The organism is Lentzea sp. NPDC051208 (genome assembly GCF_040682435.1).
Lineage (GTDB): Bacteria > Actinomycetota > Actinomycetes > Mycobacteriales > Pseudonocardiaceae > Lentzea > Lentzea kristufekii.
The window spans coordinates 1-21,316 of record NZ_JBFBAW010000016.1 but is presented as its reverse complement, the minus strand read 5'-3'; the positions used below and the strand labels follow the sequence as shown (position 1 = coordinate 21,316).

Below are 21,316 nucleotides of genomic sequence, written 5' to 3'. Positions count from 1 at the left end.
AGATTGATGTGCAGGAGGCGGAGTATGCCGAGACGATCATGGGTGGAACGGGCCCTTCGAACGTCGTCGAAGGGGTTCCAAGCGACCTGGGTCGAGCGCGGCGTCAACTTTCGTCGCGGGAATCCGATACTCCAGCGTGCCGCGCGGACATGGGACGTCTCGTAGGTTGAAATCGTGATTACTGCTGTGCGGACCAGGGCCGAGGCGTTCCGCGCCGACACCCTGGCCCGGCTTCGGGCGCTGACCCCGGTGCGGCTCGTCGGCGACCTGCTCGTCATGGTCGGCGTGCTGCTGCTGGACCTGTGGCCGGGGCCGTGGGCGGAGACGAAGGCGTCGGGCTGGACGCTCGTCGCCTACTTCGCCGTCTACGTGGTGATGCTGCCGTTGCGGCACCTGCTGCCGGCCACGGTCATGATCGTGGGTGCGGCGATCCCGTTCTTCGGCCCCGCCATGATGGTCGTGCTGAGCTACACGGCGGGCCGCCGGATCGAGTCGTGGGTCAAGGCCGTCGTGTCGACCGCGATGACGTTCGTCGTCGTGGTGCTGTGGTGGGACTGGGTCGAGCGGCCCCTCGACATCGAACCCGTCTACGGCATGCTGATCCTGGTCACGATCTTCGGCGTGGGCGTGGCGCTGCCGTTCCTCGTCGGCCGCTACCTGGCGCAACGCGAGGCGCTGGTGCAGGCCATGCAGGACCGCGAGGCGCGCATGCGCGTCGAGCACAGAATGCTGTCGCGGCAGGTCCGCCTCCGCGAACGCAGCCGCATCGCCCAGGACATGCACGACAGCCTCGGCCACCGGCTGTCGCTGATCTCCGTGCACGCCGGCGCGCTGGCGCTGGACCCGTCGCTGGGGGACAAGCAGCGCGAGGCCATCGGGGTGCTGCGCTCGGCGGCGTTGACCGGCATGGGGGAGCTGCGGGCGATCATCGGCGTGCTGCGCGCGGAGGACGGTCCCGACGACGACCCCGCGACACGGACCGCGGAGTCCATCGACTCGTTGGTGAGCGACGCGCGCAAGGCCGGTGTTCTGGTCAGTCTGGTGCGCGGCGGGCAAGCACACCCGTTGCCGTCCCGCGTCTCTCACGCGGCCTATCGCGTGGCCCAGGAGGGCCTGACCAACGCCGCCAAGCACGCGCCGGGCGCCGCAGTGCAGGTGACGGTGAAGTACGAGCCGGACGCGCTGGTCGTCGAGGTGCGCAACAACCCGTCGCGCAACGGGTCACCGGTCCAGGCGCCGGGCGTGGGCCTGATCGGGCTCACCGAACGCGTGCGCGTGGCCGGCGGCATCCTGCACGTCGGCGCGTTGCCCTCCGGAGGGTTCCGCATCGCCGCCGTGCTGCCGTACGAGGAGACGCCGCTCCCGGACGAGCCGGAGGACGAGCAGGACGAGACCGAATCCCCGCGCGGCATCCGCAAGTGGGCGGGCGTCGGCTCGATAGCGGGGGCGTCGCTGGTGCTGGCGATCATCATCGGCGGCTTCACCTACCTCGGCGCGCAGCCCGTCACGGACGTCGTGTCGCAGGAGAACCTCGACAGGATCCAGGAGGGGCAGGCGGAGGCCGACGTGCGCGCGTTGCTCCCGGCCGGCGACGAACCCCTGGTCGCCGACGGTGAGCGCAAGTCCCAGGCCGGCCCCGAACCACCGGGCGCACGCTGCGTCTACCACATCACCGACGAGCAGTCGTACCTCGCGAAAGGCACCCGGGTGGTGCGTTTCTGCTTCCGGGACGGCAAGCTGGTCGAGAAGAAGATCCACGTTCAGAGGACAGGTCAATGATCCGGGTGCTCATCGCCGACGACGAGCCGCTCATGCGCGCCGGCATCAAGGCCATTCTCGGCACCGCCGACGACATCGAGCTCGTGGCGGAGGCAGGCGACGGCCGCGAGGCCCTGCAGATCGTGCGCGAGCGCCGGGTGGACGTGGCCGTGCTCGACATCCGCATGCCGCGCATGGACGGCCTGGCGTGCGCGAAGGAACTACGGGTGGTGGCGCCGTCGGTCCGCGTCGTGATGCTGACGACGTTCGGCGAGGACGACAACATCGTGCGCGCGCTGTCCGACGGTGCGGCCGGCTTCCTGCTGAAGGACTCCGCACCCGAGGAGCTGCTGAGGGCCGTGCGGGCGGTGAACAACGGCGAGGCGTATCTGTCGCCGATGGTCACGTCCCGCGTGGTCGGCATGGTGGCGACGTCGGGCCAGCCGAAGCGCCAGGAGGCGCAGAAGGCGGTAGAGGGCCTGACCGACCGCGAGGTGGAAGTGCTGGCGCTGCTGGGACAGGGCATGTCGAACGCCGACGTGGGCGCCAAGCTGCACATGTCCGAGGCGACGGTGAAGACCTACGTCTCGCGCTTGCTGGCCAAGCTGGGCCTGACGAACCGAGTGCAGGCAGCCCTGCTGGCCCGGGACGCAGGCATAGCGACCTGACCCTGGTCCGCAAGTCTGCAGAAGCAGCGACCAAAAAGCACAAACCCCGCGCCTCCCTGAGGAGGCGCGGGGTTTGTGCGTGCCGTGCGGCGAACCCGATGGGCGTCACCCGAACGGCCTCAAACGTCTGTTGCGGCTAAGCGTGACTGCGCTTGCCCGTCACCAGGCGGTAGATGCCCAGCAGGATCAGCGATCCGACGATGGCCAGCAGCCAGGTCCGGAGATCGAAGAACGAGCCCAGGTCGGTCCCGAACACCGCAGATCCGATGAATCCGCCGAGAATCGCACCAACGATACCGAGCAGCATCGTGATGATGAAGCCACCGGGGTCGTTACCAGGCATGATTGCCTTGGCGATGGCGCCTGCCAGCAGACCGAGCACGATCCATCCGAGGATGCCCACGGAGAGTCTCCTTCCAACGACTTGACGCCGATGGAATGCCCCCGATCCGGCGACTTCACACCTTCAAGACCACTCCGTTATCAAAGTAGCGGGCTGTGCCGTGCTCTCAGGCACTCTCCGGAACAATGAGGGGCGATGAGTACTCCACGCACTGTCCTGATCCTGGGCTCGACCGGCTCCGTCGGCACCCAGGCGCTCGACGTCATCCGGCGCAACCGCGACCGCTTCCAGGTCGTCGGTCTCGGCGCGGGTGGACGTCAGCTCGACCTGCTGGCAGAACAGGCAGCGGAGTTCGACGTGAAGACGGTCGCCGTCGCGAACGGCGCCGAAGTGCCGGGCGTCCGGACGCTGACCAGCATGGTCGACCTGATCGAGGCGGCTCCCGCGGACGTCGTCCTCAACGGCATGGACGGGTCCAGGGGGCTGGAGCCGTCGCTCAAGGCGCTCGAGACGGGGGCGACGCTGGCCCTCGCGAACAAGGAGTCGCTCATCGCGGGCGGGCCGCTCGTGCTGAAGGCGGCGAAGCCCGACCAGATCGTGCCGGTCGACTCCGAGCACTCGGCACTCGCGCAGTGCCTGCGCGGTGGCACCGCGAACGAGGTGCACAAGCTGGTGCTCACCGCGTCCGGCGGGCCGTTCCGCGGCAGGAGCCGCAAGGAGCTCGAGGCCGTCACCGTGGCGCAGGCGATGGCGCACCCGACGTGGTCGATGGGCCAGGTCGTCACGATCAACTCGGCGAACCTGGTCAACAAGGGCCTGGAGCTGATCGAGGCGCACCTGCTGTTCGGGGTCCCCTACGACCGCGTCGACGTCGTGGTGCACCCTCAGTCCATCATCCACTCCATGGTCACCTTCACGGACGGCTCGACGCTCGCGCAGGCGTCGCCTCCGGACATGCGGCTGCCGATCTCGCTGGGGTTGTCCTGGCCCGAGCGCGTCGCCGGTGCGGCGTCCGCCTGTACCTTTGACACCGCCACCTCGTGGACGTTCGAACCCCTGGACAGCGTCACCTTCCCGGCGGTCGAGCTCGCGCGGCAGGCAGGCACCGCGGGCGGTTGCCTACCTGCGATCTACAACGCCGCGAACGAGGAGGCACTCGCCTCCTTCGTCGCCGGCCACACGTCGTTCCTGTCGATCGTGGACACCATCGGCCAGGTTCTCGGCGAGGCGAACGACTGGCAGAAGGACCCCGCGGACGTCGCGGAGGTCCTGGCCGCCGAGGACTGGGCACGCGCACGTGCTCGCGAGCTGGTTGGAAGGAACTGAGCTTTCCGTGAACACATTCATCAACATCCTCGGGGTGCTGCTGTTCGCGTTCGGCATCGCGGTCTCCATCGCGTTGCACGAGTTCGGGCACCTGCTGACGGCGAAGTTCTACGGCATGAAGGTCACCCGCTACTTCATCGGTTTCGGCCCGAAGCTCTTCTCGTTCCGCAAGGGCGAGACCGAGTACGGCCTGAAGGCGATCCCGGCGGGCGGCTTCTGCGAGATCACGGGCATGACGGCGCTGGACGACGTGCACCCGGACGACCGCAAGCGCGCCTTCTACAACCAGAAGGTGTGGAAGCGCGTCGTCGTGCTGTCCGCCGGCTCGATCACGCACTTCATCCTCGGCTTCTTCATCCTGCTGATCCTCGCGATGACGCTGGGCCTGCCGAACAACAAGGACCAGCCGGTCCTCGCCGAGATCACGCCGTGCGTGCAGAACCACACCGTCGGCCTCACCGCGCCGTGCCAGCCCGGCGCCCCGGCCCCGGCCAAGGACGCGGGCCTGCAGCCCGGCGACGAGGTCACCGCCATCGCCGGCAAGCCCATCTCGACCTGGTCCGAGATGCTCACGGTCACCCGCGAACTGAGCGGGCCGACCGAGTTCAAGGTCCTGCGCGACGGCAAGGAGGTCGCGCTCACGGTGAACGTGCCGAAGGTCACCCGCGAGGTGACGGACGGCAAGGGCGGCCGTGAGGTCAAGGAGGTCGGCGCCATCGGCGTCACCTGGCAGCAGAACTTCGAGTACAGCCCGCTCGCCGCGGTCCCGGCCTCCATCGCGTTCACCGGCGACATGTTCGTGAACACCTGGAAGGGCCTCATGCGCTTCCCGGAGCGCATCCCGGCCGTGGTCAAGGCCATCGGTGGCGGAGAGCGAGACCTCGACACGCCCATCTCGGTGGTGGGTGCGTCACGACTGGGTGGTGACGCCGCCGAACGCGGTTTGTGGGCGTTCTTCATCCTTATGCTGGCGGGCCTGAACTTCTTCGTCGGTGTGTTCAACCTCCTGCCGTTGCTCCCGCTTGACGGTGGTCACATCGCCGTCAACCTCTACGAACGGGTGCGAGACTGGGTGAGGAAGCTGCGCGGGAAGCCCGCCGGCGCCCCGGTCAACTACATGCGCCTGTTGCCGCTCACCTACGTGGTCATCTTCATCGGCGGCGCCATCACGCTGCTGACCGTGACCGCCGACATCGTCAACCCGATCAGGTTGCAATAAGTGATCCACGGAAAGGTGCACAACCCATGAGTGACGGCGTGATGCTCGGAATGCCGGCACTGCCGCCGCCGGTGCTGTCGGAACGCCGCAAGACCCGGCAGCTGATGGTCGGCAACGTCGGTGTCGGCAGCGAGTTCCCCGTCTCCGTCCAGTCGATGACGACCACGTTGACGTCCGACGTCAACGCGACTCTGCAGCAGATCGCGGAGCTGACGGCGTCCGGCTGTGACATCGTGCGCGTCGCCTGCCCGTCGCAGGACGACGCCGACGCCCTGCCCGCGATCGCCAGGAAGTCCCAGATCCCGGTGATCGCCGACATCCACTTCCAGCCGAAGTACGTCTTCGCCGCCATCGAGGCCGGTTGTGCCGCGGTCCGGGTCAACCCGGGCAACATCCGCAAGTTCGACGACCAGGTCAAGGAGATCGCGGCCGCCGCCAAGGACCACGGCACCCCGATCCGGATCGGCGTCAACGCCGGTTCGCTCGACCCCCGCCTGCTCAAGAAGTACGGCAAGGCCACGCCCGAGGCACTGGCCGAGTCGGCGATGTGGGAGGCGTCCCTCTTCGCGGAGCACGACTTCCACGACATCAAGATCTCCGTCAAGCACAACGACCCCGTGGTCATGGTGCGCGCGTACGAACTGCTGGCCGAGCAGTGCGACTACCCGCTGCACCTGGGCGTCACGGAGGCCGGCCCCGCCTTCCAGGGCACCATCAAGTCGGCCGTGGCGTTCGGCGCGCTCCTGCGCCAGGGCATCGGCGACACCATCCGGGTGTCGCTGTCCGCCCCGCCGGTCGAGGAGATCAAGGTCGGCCACCAGATCCTCCAGTCGCTCAACCTGCGCCCGCGCAAGCTGGAGATCGTGTCCTGCCCGTCGTGCGGTCGCGCCCAGGTGGACGTGTACACGCTCGCCGAGCAGGTCACGGCCGGCCTGGAGGGCATGGAGGTGCCGCTGCGCGTCGCGGTCATGGGCTGCGTCGTGAACGGCCCCGGTGAGGCCCGCGAGGCCGACCTGGGTGTCGCCTCCGGCAACGGCAAGGGCCAGATCTTCGTCAAGGGCAAGGTCATCAAGACCGTGCCCGAGCACGCGATCGTGGAGACCCTCATCGAAGAGGCCATGCGCCTCGCCGAGGAGATGGAACCGGTCGAGGGCGGCACCCCGGCCGTCACCGTCGGCTGAGAACGCCACGCGGGGCCCTTTCGTACTGCATGAGAGTACGAAAGGGCCCCGCGTGCGTGTGAAAAGTGCCTGCGGTCACTGACAGTAGGCACTGTTGGCTGATGTCACGGACACGCCGAATCTGGCACGCTAGGTGACGTGCTGAGGCTTGCCGGAGCTCGCGTTCTCGACGAGCGCGACCTGACCGACGTGCGCGGGGTCTTCGACGACGACCCCGTGGCGGCGTGCATGGTCGCGGCACGGGTGGAAGTGGCGGGCCTCGACCCGTGGCGTCTGGGCGGCGAGATGTGGGGCTCCGACTCCAAGCCGATCAGGGGCAAGGTGGAGGGTCTCTGCTTCTCCGGCCCGAACCTGATCCCGCTCAAGGGCGGTGCGACGGCCATGCGCATGTTCGCCGACCGCGCCCGGCGCCGGGGCCGCATGTGCTCCAGCCTCGTCGGCCCGGCCGAGCAGGTCCTGACCCTCTGGGACGAGCTGCAGCCCGACTGGGGCCCGGCGAGGGAGGTCCGCGGGGACCAGCCGCTGATGGCCATCTCGACGACGCCGAAGATCACCCCGGACCCGCAGGTCCGCCAGGTCCGCCCGAGCGAGCTGAACCGCTACCTGCCCGCCGCCATCTCGATGTTCATCGAAGAGGTGGGCATCGACCCGTGCGCCGAGGACGGCGGCGCGGGCTACCGGGCACGGGTGTCCGAGCTGATCGCCGCGGGCAGGGCCTTCGCCAGGTTCGAGCACGGCGAGGTGGTCTTCAAGGCCGAGATCGGCGCCATGTCCAGCAAGGTCGGCCAGATCCAGGGCGTCTGGGTGCGCCCGGACCGCCGGGGCGAGGGCATCGGCACCGCGGGCACGGCGGCGGTGGCCGACCGGCTGACCAGGGTTCTCAACAGGACCGCGAGCCTCTACGTCAACGGCTACAACCACGTGGCGCAGGCCGCCTACCGGCGAATCGGGTTCGAACAAGTCGGGCAGTACGCCACTGTCCTCTTCTGAACGGGCATACTCGCGCAAGTGCGCCTTCTCGCGACGATCACGGTGGTCCTGCTGACGGTGAGCGGCTGTGGGCTGTTCGAATCCGAACCAGGAGCACCGGAGATCACCAACGACTTCCTGGCGAAGCTCGCGTCCGGTGACGTGCAGGGTGCCGCCGGGATGACGGACGACCCGGACGACGCCAAGGACACGCTCGAGAAGTTCAGGGGAGCGCTCAAGCCGGAGGGCCTGAGCAGCAAGGTCGACCAGATCCGCAAGAACGGCGAGCTGGCGTCCGAAGCGTCCGTCACGCTCGACTGGAACCTCGGCAAGAACCGCCACTGGACGTACCCGACCAAGTTCGAGGTGCGCCAGGACGGCGACACGTGGAAGGTGCACTGGGCGTCGTCGGTGGCGCATCCGAAGCTCGCACCGCAGCAGACGATCAAGCTCACCGAGCTCACGCCGGACCCGGCGCCGGTGCTCGACCGCGACGGCACGCCGTTGCTCGCCCCCGAACGCGTCGTCTCGGTGCTGCTCGTCGGCAAGGAGGCCGGCGACGTCGCGGCCGTCTCGAAGTCCCTCGCCGACGCGCTGAACCCGCTCGACAAGGCCATCACCCAGCAGACGATCACCGACGGCGTGGGCAAGACCCCGGAGGGCCAGGCCTACCAGGTGGCGGCGCTGCGGGACGCGGACTACCAGTCGGTGAAGCCGAAGATCTACGAACTGCCCGGCGTGCGGTTCAGCTCGCAGACGTCGTTGCTGGCGCCGAGCCGCAACTTCGGCTCGCAGGTGCTGCCCGCGGTGCGCAAGCTCGTCGAGAACGACATCGCCGGCAACGCGGGGTTCCGCGTCAGCACGGTCGACGCGCAGGGCACCGAGGTCGAGGAACTGCACTCGAAGGCCCCCGAGCCCGCCAAGGCCGTGAACATCGCGTTGTCGCGGGCCGTCCAGGCCGCTGCCGAGGACGCCGTCGAGCCGCTCAAGCAGCCCACGATCCTGGTGGCCATCCAGCCGTCCACCGGCGACATCCTGGCCGTCGCGCAGAACGACCCGGCCGACGCCCAGGGCGCGCTCGCGCTGACCGGCCGCTTCCCGCCCGGCTCCACGATGAAGGCGGTCTCGGCGCTGGCCGCGATCCAGTCCGGCAAGGTCACCGCCGACACCCCGGTGCCGTGCCCCGGCAAGACCACCATCGACGGCCGGCGGATCGTGCCGAACTCAGGCGAGTTCGACAAGGGCACGATCCCGCTGCGCTCGGCGTTCGCGTTCTCCTGCAACACCTCGTTCGCGCAACTCGCCGTCGACATGCCGCCGGACCTGCTGCCGGGCGCCGCGCTGTCGCTGGGCCTGGGCGTCGACTTCGACATCGCGGGCCTCACCACGATCACCGGGTCCGTGCCTCCCGCGACCGACGTCGTGGAACGGGCCGAGGACGCGTTCGGCCAGGGCAAGGTGCTGGCCTCGCCCTTCGGCATGGCGCTCGTCTCGGCGTCGATCGTCAAGGGCTCGGTGCCGGTGCCGCAGCTGGTGCGGGGCAAGGAGACCAAAGCGGACAAACAGCCCGCCGCGCCGCCCGTGGCCGCACTGGACCCGGTGCGCGCCATGATGCGCGAGGTCGTCGAATCGGGCACTGCACCGCAACTCAAGCCGTACGGAGACGTGCGGGGCAAGACTGGTACGGCGCAGTTCGGTGACGGCGTGCACTCACACGGGTGGTTCATGGGCTACCGGGGCGATCTCGCGTTCGCGACCCTGGTGCTCAGCGGGGAAACCTCGACACCAGCCGTGGAGGTGGCGGCGAGTTTCCTCAAGGCGGTGCCGTGATGAGCAAGACCAAGGACCTGACGACGCGTGAACGCCTGATCCGGGCAGGTGTCCTGCTGCCGGTGCCCAGGCTGCCCGAGCCGAGGGCGGAGGACCAGGTTCAGGGCGTGCGACGAGCACAAGGCTAATCTGGAGAGCATGTCTGTTCGTGCTCCGCTGCAACCCGGTGTGCAATCTCCGCGGCGTCAGGTCCCCTCGCGCATCGTGCGTCCCGAGTACGTGGGCAAGCCCGCGCCGACGCGCGGCACCGACCCGTGGGTGCAGACGCCGGAGATCATCGAAGCCATGCGGATCGCCGGGCGCCTCGCCGCCCAGGCGCTGCAGGAGGCCGGCAAGGTCGTCGTGCCCGGCGTGACGACGGACGAGATCGACGCGGTGGCGCACGAGTTCCTGTGCGACAACGGCGCGTACCCGTCGACGCTGGGCTACCGCGGCTTCCCGAAGTCGTGCTGCACCTCGCTCAACGAGGTCATCTGCCACGGCATCCCGGACAGCACCGTCGTCGAGGACGGCGACATCGTGAACATCGACGTCACCGCGTTCATCGGTGGCGTGCACGGCGACACGAACGCCACCTTCCTCGCGGGCAACGTCTCCGAGGAGGCCAAGCTCCTCGTCGAGCGCACGCACGAGGCGACCATGCGCGCCATCAAGGCCGTGAAGCCCGGCCGTGAGCTCAACGTCGTCGGCCGGGTCATCGAGGCGTACGCGAACCGGTTCGGCTACGGCGTCGTGCGCGACTTCACCGGCCACGGCATCGGCCGCACGTTCCACAGCGGGCTCGTGGTCCTGCACTACGACGAGCCGTCGGTGAAGACGGTGCTGGAGCCCGGCATGACGTTCACGATCGAGCCGATGATCACGCTCGGGAACTACGAGGGCGAGATGTGGGACGACGGCTGGACCGTCACCACGAAGGACAAGAGCTGGACCGCTCAGTTCGAGCACACGATCGTCGTGACCGAGACCGGCTCGGAGATCCTCACAGTCTGCTGATGACGGACTTCAGCGCGGCCGCGACAGCCGACGGCGACGTCGCGGCCGCCAGGTGGTGCGACTCGAGGCGCTCCACGGGCCAGCCGAGTTCGGCGGCTTTGACCGCGGCGTCCTCGTAGACCGGGGACAGCAGCACGTACCCGCACGCCCCGGACCACTCGACGCTCGGGCGCTGCTCCTTCAGGAAGTCCCACGGCACCTCGGGTGCCTCGTCGCGCATCTCCTCGCGCAGGCCGGCGGGCACGAGCTTCAGCGGGTCCGAGTCGAACCAGCGGTCCCAGCGCGGCAGCTTGCCGTCCCGCACCGACGCCTTGACCTTGTCCACGAGGGCCGGGTCGACGGTCTCGCGCCACGACCTGCCCGGCGTCGGCAGGTCCGAGTCGAGGAACACCAGGCCCGCCACGTCCATTTCGAGGGCGTCGGCGAAGCACGGCAGCAACGGGCCCGCGCCGCTGTGGCCCACCAGCACCAGCGGGCCGCCGACGCCGGCGTCCTCCAGGGCGTCGGCGAACGCGCCGATCAGCCGCTGGTGCACGGGCGCCTCGTTGATCCTCATCTGCAGGTCGACCAGCAGGACCGCCACCCCGTCGGAGGCCAGTTCGTCGGCGAGCGGGCGCATGCTCGACGGGCCGAGGAACGGGCTGTGCATGAGCACGACGGTGAGCATGGGGGTGATGATGGCAGCATTGGCGTCCATGCGGGGCGCGATGTTGATCTGTGGGACGACCTCCGACGCGGGCAAGAGCGTCCTGGTGGCCGGTCTGTGCCGCTTTCTGGCACGCCAGGGCGTCGACGTCGTGCCGTTCAAGGCGCAGAACATGTCGAACAACTCGTTCGTCACACTCGACGGCGGGGAGATCGGGCGCGCCCAGGCCGTGCAGGCGCGGGCGGCGTTCAAGGAGCCCAGCGTCAGGTTCAACCCGGTGCTGCTCAAGCCCGGCAGCGACCGCACGTCCCAGGTCGTCGTGCTCGGCCAGGCGGTCGGCGAGGTCTCCGCGCTGAGCTACCGCGACCGCAAGCAGCAGCTGCTCGGCACCGTGCTGTCCACTTTGGACGACCTGAGGCGGGACCACGAGGTCGTGATCTGCGAGGGCGCGGGCTCGCCGGCCGAGATCAACCTGCGCGCCAACGACATCGCGAACATGGGCCTGGCCGTCAACGCGAACCTGCCGGTGCTCGTCGTCGGCGACATCGACCGCGGCGGTGTGTTCGCGCACCTCTTCGGCACGGTCGCGGTGCTGGACGCCGCGGACCAGGCGTTGATCTCCGGCTTCGTCGTCAACAAGTTCCGCGGCGACCCGCGCCTGCTCGAACCGGGCCTGAGGCAGCTGAAGCAGCTCACCGGCCGGCCGGTGCTCGGTGTGCTGCCGTGGAGCGAAGAGCTCTGGCTCGACGCCGAGGACTCGTTGTCCTACAACGCCGACGGCGTGATCGGCAGGCCGTCGCCGCCGAAGCGCGACTGGCTGCGGGTCGCCGTGATCCGGTTGCCGCGCGTGTCGAACGCCACCGACGTCGAGGCGCTGGCCTGCGAGCCCGGCGTCTCGGTGCGGTTCGTGACGGAGCCGTCCCGGCTGGCCGACGCCGACCTGGTCGTGCTGCCCGGATCGAAGGCGACCGTCTCCGACCTCGCCTGGCTGCGGGAAACCGGCCTGGCGCAGGCGATCCAGCGCTTCGACGGCCCGGTGCTCGGCATCTGCGGCGGGTTCCAGATGTTGTCCAGGCGCATCGAGGACGAGGTCGAATCGGGACGCGGCACGGTCGACGGCCTCGGCCTGCTCGACGTCGACATCCGCTTCCAGCCGCGCAAGACGCTCGCCACGCCGTCGGGCACCGCGTGGGACGAGCCCGTCACCGGCTACGAGATCCACCACGGCCAGGTCGTCCGCAGCGGCGAGAACCCGCTCATCGGTGACGAAGGTGCCCAGACCGACCGAGTGCTCGGCACCCACTGGCACGGCCTGCTGGAGAACGACGCGTTCCGCCGCCGGTTCCTGCGCTGGGCGGCCGACCGCGCGGGCCGCGACTTCGAACCGGGCGAGGTGAGCTTCCAGGCCGCCCGCGAGGCCCAGCTGGACCTGCTGGGCGACCTGGTCGCCGATCACCTCGACACCAAGGCCGTCATCGACCTGCTGGAACGAGGGGCTCCGGCAGGACTGCCGTTCGTGCCGCCCGGCGCCCCATCAGCTGCGGAATAGCCAGCCCGACCAGCACCAGGCCACCGGCGACGGCCTGCGGCCCGCTCAGGTTCTCGCCGAGGAACGCCCACGCCGAGAACATCCCGAACACCGGCACCAGCAACGAGAACGGCGCCACGACGGACGACTCGTACTGGCGCAGCAGGAATCCCCAGATGCCGAACCCGAGCAACGTCGAGATCCACGCGACGTACCCGACCGCGCCCGCACCGGCCCAGTCGAGGCGGCCGAGCGCGCTCATGTCCTCGGTCAGCGCCGACAGGGCGAACAGCGGAAGCACCGCGACGGCACTCACCCACACCATGAACCGCAACGTGTCCGCCGGCCGCGCGTACCGCATCAGGACGTTCGACACGCCCCAGCAGGCCGCCGCCGCGATGAGCAGCGCGAACCCCAGCAGCGGCGACGAGAGGCCGTAGTCCCACGCGATCACCCCGATCCCGGCGAGGGCCAGGGCGATGCCGGTGATCTGCACGGGCTTCGGCCGTTCGCGCAGCACGACCGCCGCGAACACCGCCGTGAAGATGACCTGGCTCTGCAGCACCAGGCTCGACAGCCCCGCCGGCATGCCCGCCTGGAGGCCGATGAACAGGAAGCTGAACTTCGCGACGCCCAGCACCAGCCCGACCGAGATGACCCAGCGCCACGCCACCGACGGCCGGCCGATGAAGAAGACCGCGGGCACCGCCGCCGCGAGGAACCGCAGCGCCGAGAACAGGATCGGCGGGAACTCGTCCAGGCCGACCTTGAGCACGACGAAGTTGAAGCCCCAGATGGCGGCGACCAGCACAGCGAGCAGGACGTGACGGGGACTCATGCCCCAAGCTTGCGCTCGACAACTATTTAGCACTAGTTCCGATTGCTAAGGTCTTGGGTTTAGCATCACTACATGCTCGATCTGGGAAGGCTGAAGGCTCTGCACGCCATCGCCGTGCACGGCACGGTCGGCGCGGCGGCCGACGTGCTCGGCTACACGCCGTCCGCGGTGTCGCAGCAGATCGCCAAGCTCGAACGCGAGACCCGCACCACGCTGCTGGAACGCAGTGGCCGCGGCGTCCGCCTCACCGACGCCGCCCGCCTGCTCGCCGACACCGCCGCCGAGGTCCTCAAGCTCGTCGAGGAGGCCGAGGTCGCGCTGGAGGAACAGCGAGGTGCCGCGATCGGCCGCCTGTGCATCGGCGCCTTCGCCACGGCCTCGCGCGGCCTGCTGCCCGACGTCCTGGTGAGCCTGGCCGAGCAGCACCCGGCCCTGGACGTGCGGCTCACGGAGATCGACCCGCCGTATGCCACCGAGGCCGTCGCACGCGGCGAGCTCGACCTGGCGATCGTGCACGACTGGGCGAACACGCCACTCCCGGTGCCGGAGTCGCTGTCGCGCGCGTTCATCGTCAACGACGTCGCGGAGGTGCTGATCCCGGTCACGAACCCGTTGTCGCGCAGGGAGTTCCTCGAACCCGTCGACCTCGCCGGAGAGCGGTGGATCTGCCAGACGGAAGGGTCGATCTGCTTCGACTGGCTGGAGCGGACGTTCCACGGCGCCGGCATCGAACCGGTGGTGGCGTACCGGATCAGCGAGTACCGGACGCAGATCGCGTTGCTGGCCAAGGGGATCGGGGTGGCCCTGATCCCGCGGCTGGGCAGGGGAGAGGTGCCGGACAGCGTCAAGGCCGTGCCGTTGCGACCCACGCCCACCCGGCGGCTGTACGCGGTGTGGCGGACGCAGGCCTCGCGCAGGCCCGCCATCACCGCGACTCTCGAAGTCATCAAGCAGATGGCCCTCTAAGGAGCGACGATCACGTGCGGCTTCTTGGGCGCCATCACCTTGAGCACCGCCTTGGCCTCGCGGATCACCCCGGCCATGTCCTTCTTGGTGGTTCTGAAGTACGGCTCGATCGTCAGCGTCGCCGCGTCCTTGTTCTCCACCACGTTCCAGGTGCCGCGCAGGAACCCGTCCACCAGGAACGTCGGCGGGAACACGCCGTTGCGCACCGCGCCCCAGCGCGACCGCGCGTCCTCGCTCATGATCCGCTTGCGGTCCGCGTGCCCCAGCAACACGTTGTCGAACGCGGGCAGCAGCCGTGCGGGTGCCGGCACGTCCTCGGACACGATCACGCCGTCCGGCACGTCCAGCAGCACCTTGCCTTCCTCGTTCCTGTACTCCACGAGGTCGAGGTCCGCCGCGTGCGCCTTGAGCCCGATCAACCGCGACCAGGCCTGCATGTCCGCGAGCGTCGCCGGACCGAACGCCCGCAGGTACCGCTTGATCAGCTCCGGCACCGCGGCCCGCTCGGGAAGTTCGCGCCCGAGCCACGACGCCATCGCGACGTTCTGCGGAACGCCGCCCACGCCCCAGATCCCGCGCGGCGGCACCTGGATCATGGGCACCAGCATCTGCGCCTGCGTGGACATCTCGCGCGCCTTGGCCTCGGGGAAGTGCTCCTCCAGGTGCGCGCCGATCTCCGCGACCGTGCGCGGTTCGGCGTCGATGTACTCGCGGGTGATCCGCGCCAGCTTGTCCAGGTCGATCTCGACGCGGGTGGCGGGCGGCATCACGATCTTCGCCCACTTGTTGAGCTCCGGCTGCAACGCCGTGCGCATCAGGTACACGTCTTCGGCCGAGATCAGGTGCAAAGTGCCGCGCCACAACGTCATCCGCACCAGCGAACGGTCGATGATGAGCTTGCTCAGCGCGTCGACCTCGTACGGCTTGAGCCGCGTCCACAGCGCGAGGTACGGCGGGATCGGCGCCTGGGCCTGAAGGCCGCCGAGGTGTTCGACGGCCTCGACGATCGGCATGGACGTCCGCTCCAGGAGCAGCTGCCGCGCCAGGAGGGTCCGGTTGAGGGTGCGGTTCGAAAGTGTTGTGCTCACAGTGATTCGAAGAACTTCCTGATGTCTTGGACCAGCAGGTCCGGCTCCTCCATCGCGGCGAAGTGACCGCCGCGGTCGAACTCGGTCCAGTGCACGATCGACGGGATCATCTTCTCCGCCAGAGACCGCACCGGCAGGCTCAGGTCGTGCGGGAAGATCGCGACGCCCGTCGGCACCGTCGAAGGCTGTTGCTGACCCCAGGACGCCGACTGCTCCTTGTACAGCGCCGCCGAGGAACCCGCCGTGCCGGTGAACCAGTAGACGGACACGTTGGTCAGCATCTGGTCGCGGTCCACCGCGTCCTCGGGCACGCCCTCGTTGTCCGTCCAGTCGTGGAACTTCTCCGCGATCCACGCGAGCTGCCCGACGGCCGAGTCCGTCAGCGCGTACGACAGCGTGCGCGGCCGGCTGCGCTGCAGGTGCATGTAGCCGGAGAGTTCCTTCTGGTAGTGGTCGAGCGATTCCAGTGCGCGCAGCTCTTCGTCCGACAGGTCGTTGACGCCCTGCGGCCGGAAGGTCTGCAACATGTTCACGTGCACGCCGATGACCTGCTCGGGGAACACCCGGCCGATCTCCTGCGCGATGCCCGAACCCCAGTCGCCGCCCTGCGTGCCGTAGCGGTCGTAGCCCAGGCCCTCCATCAGCTTCGCGAACGCCCACGAGACGCGCAGGACGTTCCAGCCGGGCTTGCGGACCGGGCCGGAGAAGCCGAAGCCGGGGATCGACGGGATGACGAGGTGGAAGTCCTCGGACAGCGGCTCGATCACGTTGAGGAACTCGACGAACGAGCCGGGCCAGCCGTGGACGAGCAGCAGCGGTGTCGCGTCCGGGTTCTTCGAGCGGACGTGCAGGAAGTGGATGCGCTGCCCGCTGATCTCGGTCGTGAACTGGGGGTAGGAGTTGAGCCGCTCCTCCTGCGCGCGCCAGTCGAACCCGTCGCGCCAGTACTCGGCCAGCGGGCGCAGATAGCTCAGCGGGATGCCGTAGGACCAGCCGACGCCCGGCAGGTCCTCCTCCGGCCAGCGCGTGCCGGCCAGGCGGGAGCGGAGGTCGTCGATCTCCGCCTGCGGGATCTCGATGCGGAACGGCGTGATCTCCATGGCCCCCACGCTATGAGCTCATGCGGACAGCCCTTGTCCGCGATTAGCAGAACTTCTCGATCAGCTCCTCGAAGAACCCGCCCGCCTCGATCGCCGCCTTCTCCTGGTCACCGTCCCGGACCGCGTGCAGCAGCCCGGTGTGCGACACCTGGTCCTGGCCGGGCTGGCTGGTGTCGACAGAAGCCGCCACCGAAGCTTTGACCGCCTCGGTCAAGCCCTGGTAGAGCTCGGCTAGAAGCGTGTTGTGCGAGCACTGCACGAGCAGCACGTGGAACGCGGTGTCGTGCTCGATCACCTCGGCCCACTGCTCGCTCTCCATCGCCGCGTCGCGCTTGTGCAGCAACTCGGTGAGGCGCGCCAGTTCGGCGTCCGTGCGGTGCTTCGCGGCCAGGCGCGCGCCCTCCATCTCGAGGGTGCGGCGGACCTGGAGCACTTCCTTCAGTTCGGTCCCGCACATGCGGCGGACCGCGCCGGAGATCTCGCTGGTCGCGCGGACGAACGTGCCGTCGCCCTGCCGCACCTCCAGCAGTCCGGCGTGGGAGAGGGCGCGCACGGCCTCTCTGACCGTGTTCCGCCCCACCCCGAGCGCGGTGACCAGCTCGGGTTCGGGCGGGATGCGCTGCCCGACGGGCCATTCACCAGTCGTGATCGCGCCGCGCATCTGCTCGATCACCTGGTCGACGAGGCCCGCCCGTCGGGTAGTGGCCAACGGCACAGCGTCATCCTTTCATCCGAACATCCTACGTCTGCGATAGTGGTGCGCGTGACGATGAAGCAGACGACTCTTGCCGCACAGACTGCCACCGATCCAGGTCGCAGGGTGACGGTCGTCATGAATCGTCACGTTCCGCTGGTCGGGTCCACGTTGCTCGCGATCGGGGTCGCCCTCGCTGCCGCGAATCTCCGCCCTGCGGTGACCAGTCTGGCCTCGGTCCTCGGTGATGTCCGCGCCGCCCTTGGGGTTTCGGCCGCATGGACCAGTGCGCTGACGGCCGTTCCGGCGCTTTGTTTCGGCTTCGCGGCGTTCGCGGCCCCCTGGCTGGGTCGCCGCCTCGGCATGGCTCGCGCGATCGGACTTTCACTGGGGGTGCTCACGCTCGGCCTGGTGCTGCGCGTGATCGACGGTCCGTGGGTCGTGCTGGGCGGCACCTTCATCGCGTGCGGGGGCATCGCGGTGTCCAACGTGCTGATCCCGGTGGTGGTGAAGGCGTCCTTCCCGGACAAGGTGGGCCTGCTCACCGGCGTGTACACGGGAACGCTCGCCGCGGGTGCGGCGCTGGCCGCCGCGTTGACGCCTCGGCTGGAGGACTGGCTCGGCTCGTGGCGCCTGGCCGTCGGCGCGTGGGCGCTGCTGTCGGCCGGTGCTCTGGTCGTGTGGTTCGCCGGTGCGCGGCACGGGGCCGCGTCGACCGTGGTGCGCTCGGTCGCGCCGGTGGAGAAGCGGTCGTTGCTGCGCAGCCCGCTGGCGTGGGTGATCACCGTGTTCTTCGGGCTGCAGTCGTTGTTCGCCTACACCGTCATGGGCTGGCTGCCCGCGATGCTCGTCGACTCCGGCGTCGAGCGGAACACCGCCGGCATGCTGCTCGCGGTCTCGATGCTGCTGAGCGTTCCGGTGAGCCTGTTCGTGCCGCCGATCGCCGCCCGGTTCTCCAGTCAGGCGCCGATGGTCCTGGCGTTGGGCGTGCTGTCGTTCGCCGGGATCTTGGGCGTACTGGTGGCGCCTGCGGCCGCACCCGGCCTCTGGGTGGTGCTGATCGGGTTCGGCATGGGCATGTTCCCGCTGGCGCTGCTGATGATGTCGCTGCGCACCAAGTCCACTTCGGACACCGCCCGGCTGTCGGCGATGGCGCAGAGCATCGGCTACCTGATCGCGGCCTCCGGGCCGTTCGCGTTCGGCGTGCTGCGCGAGGCCACCGGGACGTGGACCACGTCGCTGACGCTGCAACTCGTGTTGCTGGCCGCGCTGACCGTGCTCGGCATGATCGCCGGGCGTCCCCGCTACGTCTAGGCCCTGTCCCGGCCAGTCGGTCAGGAATCGAGAAGCTTCGCGTTCGTGCTGGTCCTAGCGTTGCCGGCATGGACATCACCATTCACGCCACGTTCCTGCCGCACACCGACCCCGACGCTTCGCTCGCGTTCTACCGCGACCTGCTCGGCTGGGAGGTCCGCGCCGACGTCGGTCAGGGCACGATGCGCTGGATCACCGTCGCGCCTGCCGGTGGAGGCCCTGCCGTGGTCCTGGAACCGCCTGCCATGGCTGACGGGCTCACGGACGGTCAGCGCACTGCGATCGCCGAGATGATCGAGAACGGGTCGTACGCGTTCATCAACCTGGCCACGCCGGATCTCGAAGGCGCGTTCGAGAAGCTTCAGGCCGGTGGCGCGGACGTCGTGCAGGAGCCGGCCGTCCAGCCGTGGGGCGTGCGGGACTGCGTGTTCCGCGATCCCGCCGGCAACACCGTCCGCATCCAGCAGGCCTAGCTAGGGCCTGTGTCGAAGTCTGATCCGCGACAGCCGGGCCCGAGGCGGCCCCTGGCGGCACGGCCGGACGACCCACGTACAACACCGGTATGCGGGCCGTCCGGCCGCACCACCAGAAACCACCTCAAGCGCGACTCTCATCGAACCAGACTTCGACACAGGCCCTAGTTGGAGACGAAACCGCGGTGCAACACCGCGAGCTGGTCGGCGAGGTAGCGGGCCCAGGCCTGGGCGCGGTCCCAGTCCGGTGCCCCGCCGCCGAAGCTGATCGGCGCGCCGGCACCCAGCCTGCGGACCATGCGCGTGACGTCGTTCGGCACGGGTGGCGTGCCGCGGTGGAACAACCAGATCGGCGTGTGCTTGAGGGAAACCCTGTGCCGCTTCACGAACCGGTGCGCGTCACGGGCTGCCGCGTCACCCAGGATCACGGCACCGAACCCGTAGAGCGATTCGGCCGCGGCGACCGGGAGCACGGTGACTCTCAGCCCGCAACCCGCGAGTTCGGTGCCGATGATCTCGGCTATTTCGTCCGTGGCGGCGATTTTCGACGTGTGGGCGACGAGGACCTTGTCTGTCATCGCTGCATCGTCGTTGGTGCCGCTGCTTTTGGGCAGCGGCGGAAGTCCCTGTCTTTCCGGGCTCTTCAGTCCAGCGGCAGGTTCAGGAGCGCGTTCTCGACCAGTTCGGGCATCGCCGGGTGGATCCAGTACTGGCCACGCGCCATGGACTTGGCGTCCAGTCCGAAGCTCATCGCCTGGATCAGCGGCTGGATCACCGACGAGGCCTGCGGGCCGATGATGTGCGCGCCGAGGAGCTGACCGGTGGCCGGGTCCGCGATCAGCTTCGCGAAGCCGGTCGTGTCCTCCATGGCCCAGCCGTACGCGATGGAGGCGTAGGCCTGGCTGGCGGTGACGTAGCGGATGCCCTTCTCCTTGGCCTGTTCCTCGGTCAGGCCGACGCTCGCGATCTGCGGGCTGGAGAAGACGGCGGCCGGCACGAACCGGTGGTCGCTCTTGATCTGGTCGTCGGGGTTCAGCAGGTTGTGCTGGACGACCTTGGACTCGTGGTTGGCGACGTGCTTGAGCTGGTAGTCCGAGCTGATGTCGCCCAGGGCGTAGATGTGCGGCTGGCTCGTGCGCTGGTACTCGTCGACCTTGACGCGACCGTCCGGGTGCTGGTCGAGGCCGGCGTTCTGGACCTGCAGCAGGTCGCTGTTGGGCTGCCTGCCCGTTGCGATGAGGAGCTGTTGCGCCTCAACGGTTTCCTCGCCGTTGGGGCCTTCCAGGTGGAGCTTCACACCGGTCGCGGTCTTCTCGGCGCGGGTGGTCTTGCGGTTGAGCAGGACGTTCCACTTGCCCTTGGCGACCTCGGTGAAGCGCTGGGCGATCTCCAGGTCCTCGTGCCGGAGGAGGAGGTTCGACCGGGCGATCACGGTGACCTCGACGCCGAAGCTGCTGAAGACGTGCGCGAACTCCGAGGCGATGAAGCCGCTGCCGACGATGATCAGGCTCTCGGGCAGTTCGTCGAGGCGCATGACGGTGTCGCTGGTGTGGAAACCCGTGGTGTCCAGGTCCGCGATGTCCGGGACGGTCGGACGGCTGCCCGCGGCCACGACGATCCGGTCGGCGGTGATGGTCTCGCCGGTGCCGGTGTCGATCGTGTGCGCGTCGATGAAGTGCGCGGTGCCCTCGTAGACCGTCACGTTCGCGTTCTCGTTGGCGCGCCAGTTGCGGCCGCCCTCGGCGATCGGGTCGATCCTGTTGAAGATCCGGTCCCGGATCTCTGGCCAGTGGACTGCGTCGAGGGTGGCGTCCACGCCCAGTTTCTTCGCGTTGGCCGGGGCTGCGGCCTGGTCCGCGGTGTGGACGAACATCTTGGTGGGGATGCAGCCCACGTTGAGGCAGGTGCCGCCGAAGGTGCCCTTTTCCAGGATGGCGATCTGCCAGCCTGCCATGGCTTCCGTCGGGATGCTGTTGCCGGAGCCGGTGCCGATGATGACCAGGTCGAAGTGCCTCACGTGTGGATCCAACCATTTTTGGGGTGGGGGTGTTCCCCGGTTGGGGGTTACGGGGGGCTTACCTGGGGGTGGGCCGGGGTGGGGGTGGAGGGGTGGTCACCTTTGTGTGCCGCGACCTGGCGGGTGGTCGCCTTGCGGGCGGCGACCTGGCGTTGCGTGCTTCCCCTGGGGGCTCTGCCCCCAGACCCCCGGCAATCTGATCGGGGGGTGGCGCCGTGCGCGGGTTGATGGCACGCCTGTTGCTTCGGGCGGCTACCTGTTGCGTTGCTGGGTGCGTTGGCGGTGGGGTCCCGTCACGAGCCGCACCAAGAGCGGGCCACATGGGAGAAGGGGTGTCAAGCGGACGAAAAGCGTGTCCGCTT

General features: G+C 69.0%; 21 protein-coding genes. 13 read left to right on the top strand and 8 right to left on the bottom strand.

Going from position 1 to position 21,316, the window contains the following annotated elements:
- Positions 1–174 precede the first annotated feature (174 nt).
- On the top strand, positions 175–1,779 hold the full coding sequence (locus tag AB0M48_RS32875) for a histidine kinase (protein WP_363849375.1): 1,605 nt from the start codon (positions 175–177) through the stop codon (positions 1,777–1,779).
- Positions 1,776–2,426, top strand: a complete 651-nt coding sequence (locus tag AB0M48_RS32870) for a response regulator transcription factor (RefSeq protein WP_030479625.1) — start codon at positions 1,776–1,778, stop codon at positions 2,424–2,426. The genes AB0M48_RS32875 and AB0M48_RS32870 overlap by 4 nt, the downstream gene beginning before the upstream one ends.
- Positions 2,427–2,562: 136 nt before the next feature.
- On the opposite strand, the gene AB0M48_RS32865 is transcribed toward AB0M48_RS32870, so the two are convergent.
- Positions 2,563–2,829 carry a GlsB/YeaQ/YmgE family stress response membrane protein gene (locus AB0M48_RS32865; RefSeq protein ID WP_090013716.1) on the bottom strand — a complete coding sequence of 89 codons (267 nt, stop codon included), beginning with the start codon at positions 2,827–2,829 and terminating at the stop codon, positions 2,563–2,565.
- Positions 2,830–2,964: 135 nt separating this feature from the next.
- Here AB0M48_RS32865 and dxr point away from each other — a divergent pair, with 135 nt between their 5' ends.
- From dxr to map, 7 genes are all read left to right on the top strand, one after another.
- The gene (dxr, locus tag AB0M48_RS32860; protein WP_363849373.1) at positions 2,965–4,095 is read left to right on the top strand and encodes a 1-deoxy-D-xylulose-5-phosphate reductoisomerase; all 1,131 of its coding nucleotides are present in this window, start codon (positions 2,965–2,967) and stop codon (positions 4,093–4,095) included.
- A 7-nt stretch (positions 4,096–4,102) separates the two neighbouring features.
- Positions 4,103–5,314, top strand: a complete 1,212-nt coding sequence (locus tag AB0M48_RS32855) for a site-2 protease family protein (RefSeq protein WP_363849371.1) — start codon at positions 4,103–4,105, stop codon at positions 5,312–5,314.
- 50 nt (positions 5,315–5,364) lie between these two features.
- Positions 5,365–6,495 (top strand): flavodoxin-dependent (E)-4-hydroxy-3-methylbut-2-enyl-diphosphate synthase, encoded by a 1,131-nt coding sequence (gene ispG / locus AB0M48_RS32850; RefSeq protein WP_036016096.1) that lies wholly within the window; start codon positions 5,365–5,367, stop codon positions 6,493–6,495.
- 138 nt (positions 6,496–6,633) lie between these two features.
- Positions 6,634–7,485 (top strand): GNAT family N-acetyltransferase, encoded by an 852-nt coding sequence (locus AB0M48_RS32845; protein WP_363849369.1) that lies wholly within the window; start codon positions 6,634–6,636, stop codon positions 7,483–7,485.
- A gap of 18 nt (positions 7,486–7,503) precedes the next feature.
- The gene (locus AB0M48_RS32840; RefSeq protein ID WP_363849367.1) at positions 7,504–9,294 is read left to right on the top strand and encodes a penicillin-binding transpeptidase domain-containing protein; all 1,791 of its coding nucleotides are present in this window, start codon (positions 7,504–7,506) and stop codon (positions 9,292–9,294) included.
- On the top strand, positions 9,294–9,422 hold the full coding sequence (locus tag AB0M48_RS32835) for a hypothetical protein (RefSeq protein ID WP_363849365.1): 129 nt from the start codon (positions 9,294–9,296) through the stop codon (positions 9,420–9,422). Before AB0M48_RS32840 ends, AB0M48_RS32835 begins: the two co-directional genes overlap by 1 nt.
- 10 nt (positions 9,423–9,432) lie before the next feature.
- Positions 9,433–10,290, top strand: a complete 858-nt coding sequence (map, locus tag AB0M48_RS32830; protein WP_266042880.1) for a type I methionyl aminopeptidase — start codon at positions 9,433–9,435, stop codon at positions 10,288–10,290.
- Here map and AB0M48_RS32825 read toward each other — a convergent pair.
- Positions 10,277–10,957, bottom strand: a complete 681-nt coding sequence (locus AB0M48_RS32825) for a hypothetical protein (protein ID WP_363849363.1) — start codon at positions 10,955–10,957, stop codon at positions 10,277–10,279. The genes map and AB0M48_RS32825 overlap by 14 nt on opposite strands.
- Positions 10,958–10,985: 28 nt before the next feature.
- On the opposite strand from AB0M48_RS32825, the gene AB0M48_RS32820 reads away from it, so the two are divergent.
- The gene (locus tag AB0M48_RS32820) at positions 10,986–12,485 is read left to right on the top strand and encodes a cobyric acid synthase (RefSeq protein WP_363849620.1); all 1,500 of its coding nucleotides are present in this window, start codon (positions 10,986–10,988) and stop codon (positions 12,483–12,485) included.
- Here AB0M48_RS32820 and AB0M48_RS32815 read toward each other — a convergent pair.
- On the bottom strand, positions 12,409–13,302 hold the full coding sequence (locus AB0M48_RS32815; protein WP_363849361.1) for an EamA family transporter: 894 nt from the start codon (positions 13,300–13,302) through the stop codon (positions 12,409–12,411). The genes AB0M48_RS32820 and AB0M48_RS32815 overlap by 77 nt on opposite strands.
- Before the next feature lie 72 nt (positions 13,303–13,374).
- Between AB0M48_RS32815 and AB0M48_RS32810 the strand changes: the two genes are divergently transcribed.
- Complete coding sequence (locus AB0M48_RS32810; RefSeq protein ID WP_363849359.1) at positions 13,375–14,268, top strand: LysR family transcriptional regulator; 894 nt, start codon at positions 13,375–13,377, stop codon at positions 14,266–14,268.
- On the opposite strand, the gene AB0M48_RS32805 is transcribed toward AB0M48_RS32810, so the two are convergent.
- Genes AB0M48_RS32805 through AB0M48_RS32795 form a run of 3 tightly spaced genes read right to left on the bottom strand, consistent with a single transcriptional unit; the run spans position 14,265 to position 17,171 of the window.
- A complete protein-coding gene (locus AB0M48_RS32805; RefSeq protein ID WP_363849357.1) occupies positions 14,265–15,356 on the bottom strand; it encodes a winged helix DNA-binding domain-containing protein in 1,092 nt (363 codons plus the stop codon). The genes AB0M48_RS32810 and AB0M48_RS32805 overlap by 4 nt on opposite strands.
- Entirely contained in the window at positions 15,353–16,456 is a 1,104-nt protein-coding gene (locus AB0M48_RS32800) for an epoxide hydrolase family protein (protein WP_363849355.1), read from the bottom strand. The genes AB0M48_RS32805 and AB0M48_RS32800 overlap by 4 nt, the downstream gene beginning before the upstream one ends.
- Before the next feature lie 43 nt (positions 16,457–16,499).
- On the bottom strand, positions 16,500–17,171 hold the full coding sequence (locus AB0M48_RS32795; protein WP_319982393.1) for a FadR/GntR family transcriptional regulator: 672 nt from the start codon (positions 17,169–17,171) through the stop codon (positions 16,500–16,502).
- 117 nt (positions 17,172–17,288) lie between these two features.
- Here AB0M48_RS32795 and AB0M48_RS32790 point away from each other — a divergent pair, with 117 nt between their 5' ends.
- Together AB0M48_RS32790 and AB0M48_RS32785 are read left to right on the top strand one after the other, a co-directional pair.
- Complete coding sequence (locus tag AB0M48_RS32790; protein WP_363849353.1) at positions 17,289–18,464, top strand: MFS transporter; 1,176 nt, start codon at positions 17,289–17,291, stop codon at positions 18,462–18,464.
- Between the two features lie 68 nt (positions 18,465–18,532).
- Positions 18,533–18,937: a VOC family protein gene (locus AB0M48_RS32785; protein ID WP_363849352.1), complete on the top strand. Its 405-nt coding sequence runs from the start codon at positions 18,533–18,535 to the stop codon at positions 18,935–18,937.
- Positions 18,938–19,101: 164 nt separating this feature from the next.
- Here the strand turns inward: AB0M48_RS32785 and AB0M48_RS32780 are convergent, their stop codons facing one another.
- The gene (locus AB0M48_RS32780; RefSeq protein ID WP_363849350.1) at positions 19,102–19,515 is read right to left on the bottom strand and encodes a hypothetical protein; all 414 of its coding nucleotides are present in this window, start codon (positions 19,513–19,515) and stop codon (positions 19,102–19,104) included.
- A 65-nt stretch (positions 19,516–19,580) separates the two neighbouring features.
- Entirely contained in the window at positions 19,581–20,954 is a 1,374-nt protein-coding gene (locus AB0M48_RS32775) for a mycothione reductase (RefSeq protein ID WP_363849348.1), read from the bottom strand.
- Between the last annotated feature and the right edge of the window lie 362 nt (positions 20,955–21,316).

Excerpts from the sequence above, each read along its gene's own strand:
- dxr (WP_363849373.1), top strand. The coding sequence starts at position 2,965 with ATGAGTACTCCACGCACTGTCCTGATCCTGGGCTCGACCGGCTCCGTC.
- AB0M48_RS32815 (WP_363849361.1), bottom strand. The coding sequence starts at position 13,302 with ATGAGTCCCCGTCACGTCCTGCTCGCTGTGCTGGTCGCCGCCATCTGG.
- ispG (WP_036016096.1), top strand. The coding sequence starts at position 5,365 with ATGCCGGCACTGCCGCCGCCGGTGCTGTCGGAACGCCGCAAGACCCGG.
- AB0M48_RS32835 (WP_363849365.1), top strand. The coding sequence starts at position 9,294 with ATGAGCAAGACCAAGGACCTGACGACGCGTGAACGCCTGATCCGGGCA.
- AB0M48_RS32810 (WP_363849359.1), top strand. The coding sequence starts at position 13,375 with ATGCTCGATCTGGGAAGGCTGAAGGCTCTGCACGCCATCGCCGTGCAC.
- AB0M48_RS32800 (WP_363849355.1), bottom strand. The coding sequence starts at position 16,456 with ATGGAGATCACGCCGTTCCGCATCGAGATCCCGCAGGCGGAGATCGAC.
- AB0M48_RS32780 (WP_363849350.1), bottom strand. The coding sequence starts at position 19,515 with ATGACAGACAAGGTCCTCGTCGCCCACACGTCGAAAATCGCCGCCACG.
- AB0M48_RS32790 (WP_363849353.1), top strand. The coding sequence starts at position 17,289 with ATGAATCGTCACGTTCCGCTGGTCGGGTCCACGTTGCTCGCGATCGGG.
- AB0M48_RS32870 (WP_030479625.1), top strand. The coding sequence starts at position 1,776 with ATGATCCGGGTGCTCATCGCCGACGACGAGCCGCTCATGCGCGCCGGC.
- AB0M48_RS32785 (WP_363849352.1), top strand. The coding sequence starts at position 18,533 with ATGGACATCACCATTCACGCCACGTTCCTGCCGCACACCGACCCCGAC.
- AB0M48_RS32825 (WP_363849363.1), bottom strand. The coding sequence starts at position 10,957 with ATGCTCACCGTCGTGCTCATGCACAGCCCGTTCCTCGGCCCGTCGAGC.
- map (WP_266042880.1), top strand. The coding sequence starts at position 9,433 with ATGTCTGTTCGTGCTCCGCTGCAACCCGGTGTGCAATCTCCGCGGCGT.
- AB0M48_RS32820 (WP_363849620.1), top strand. The coding sequence starts at position 10,986 with ATGCGGGGCGCGATGTTGATCTGTGGGACGACCTCCGACGCGGGCAAG.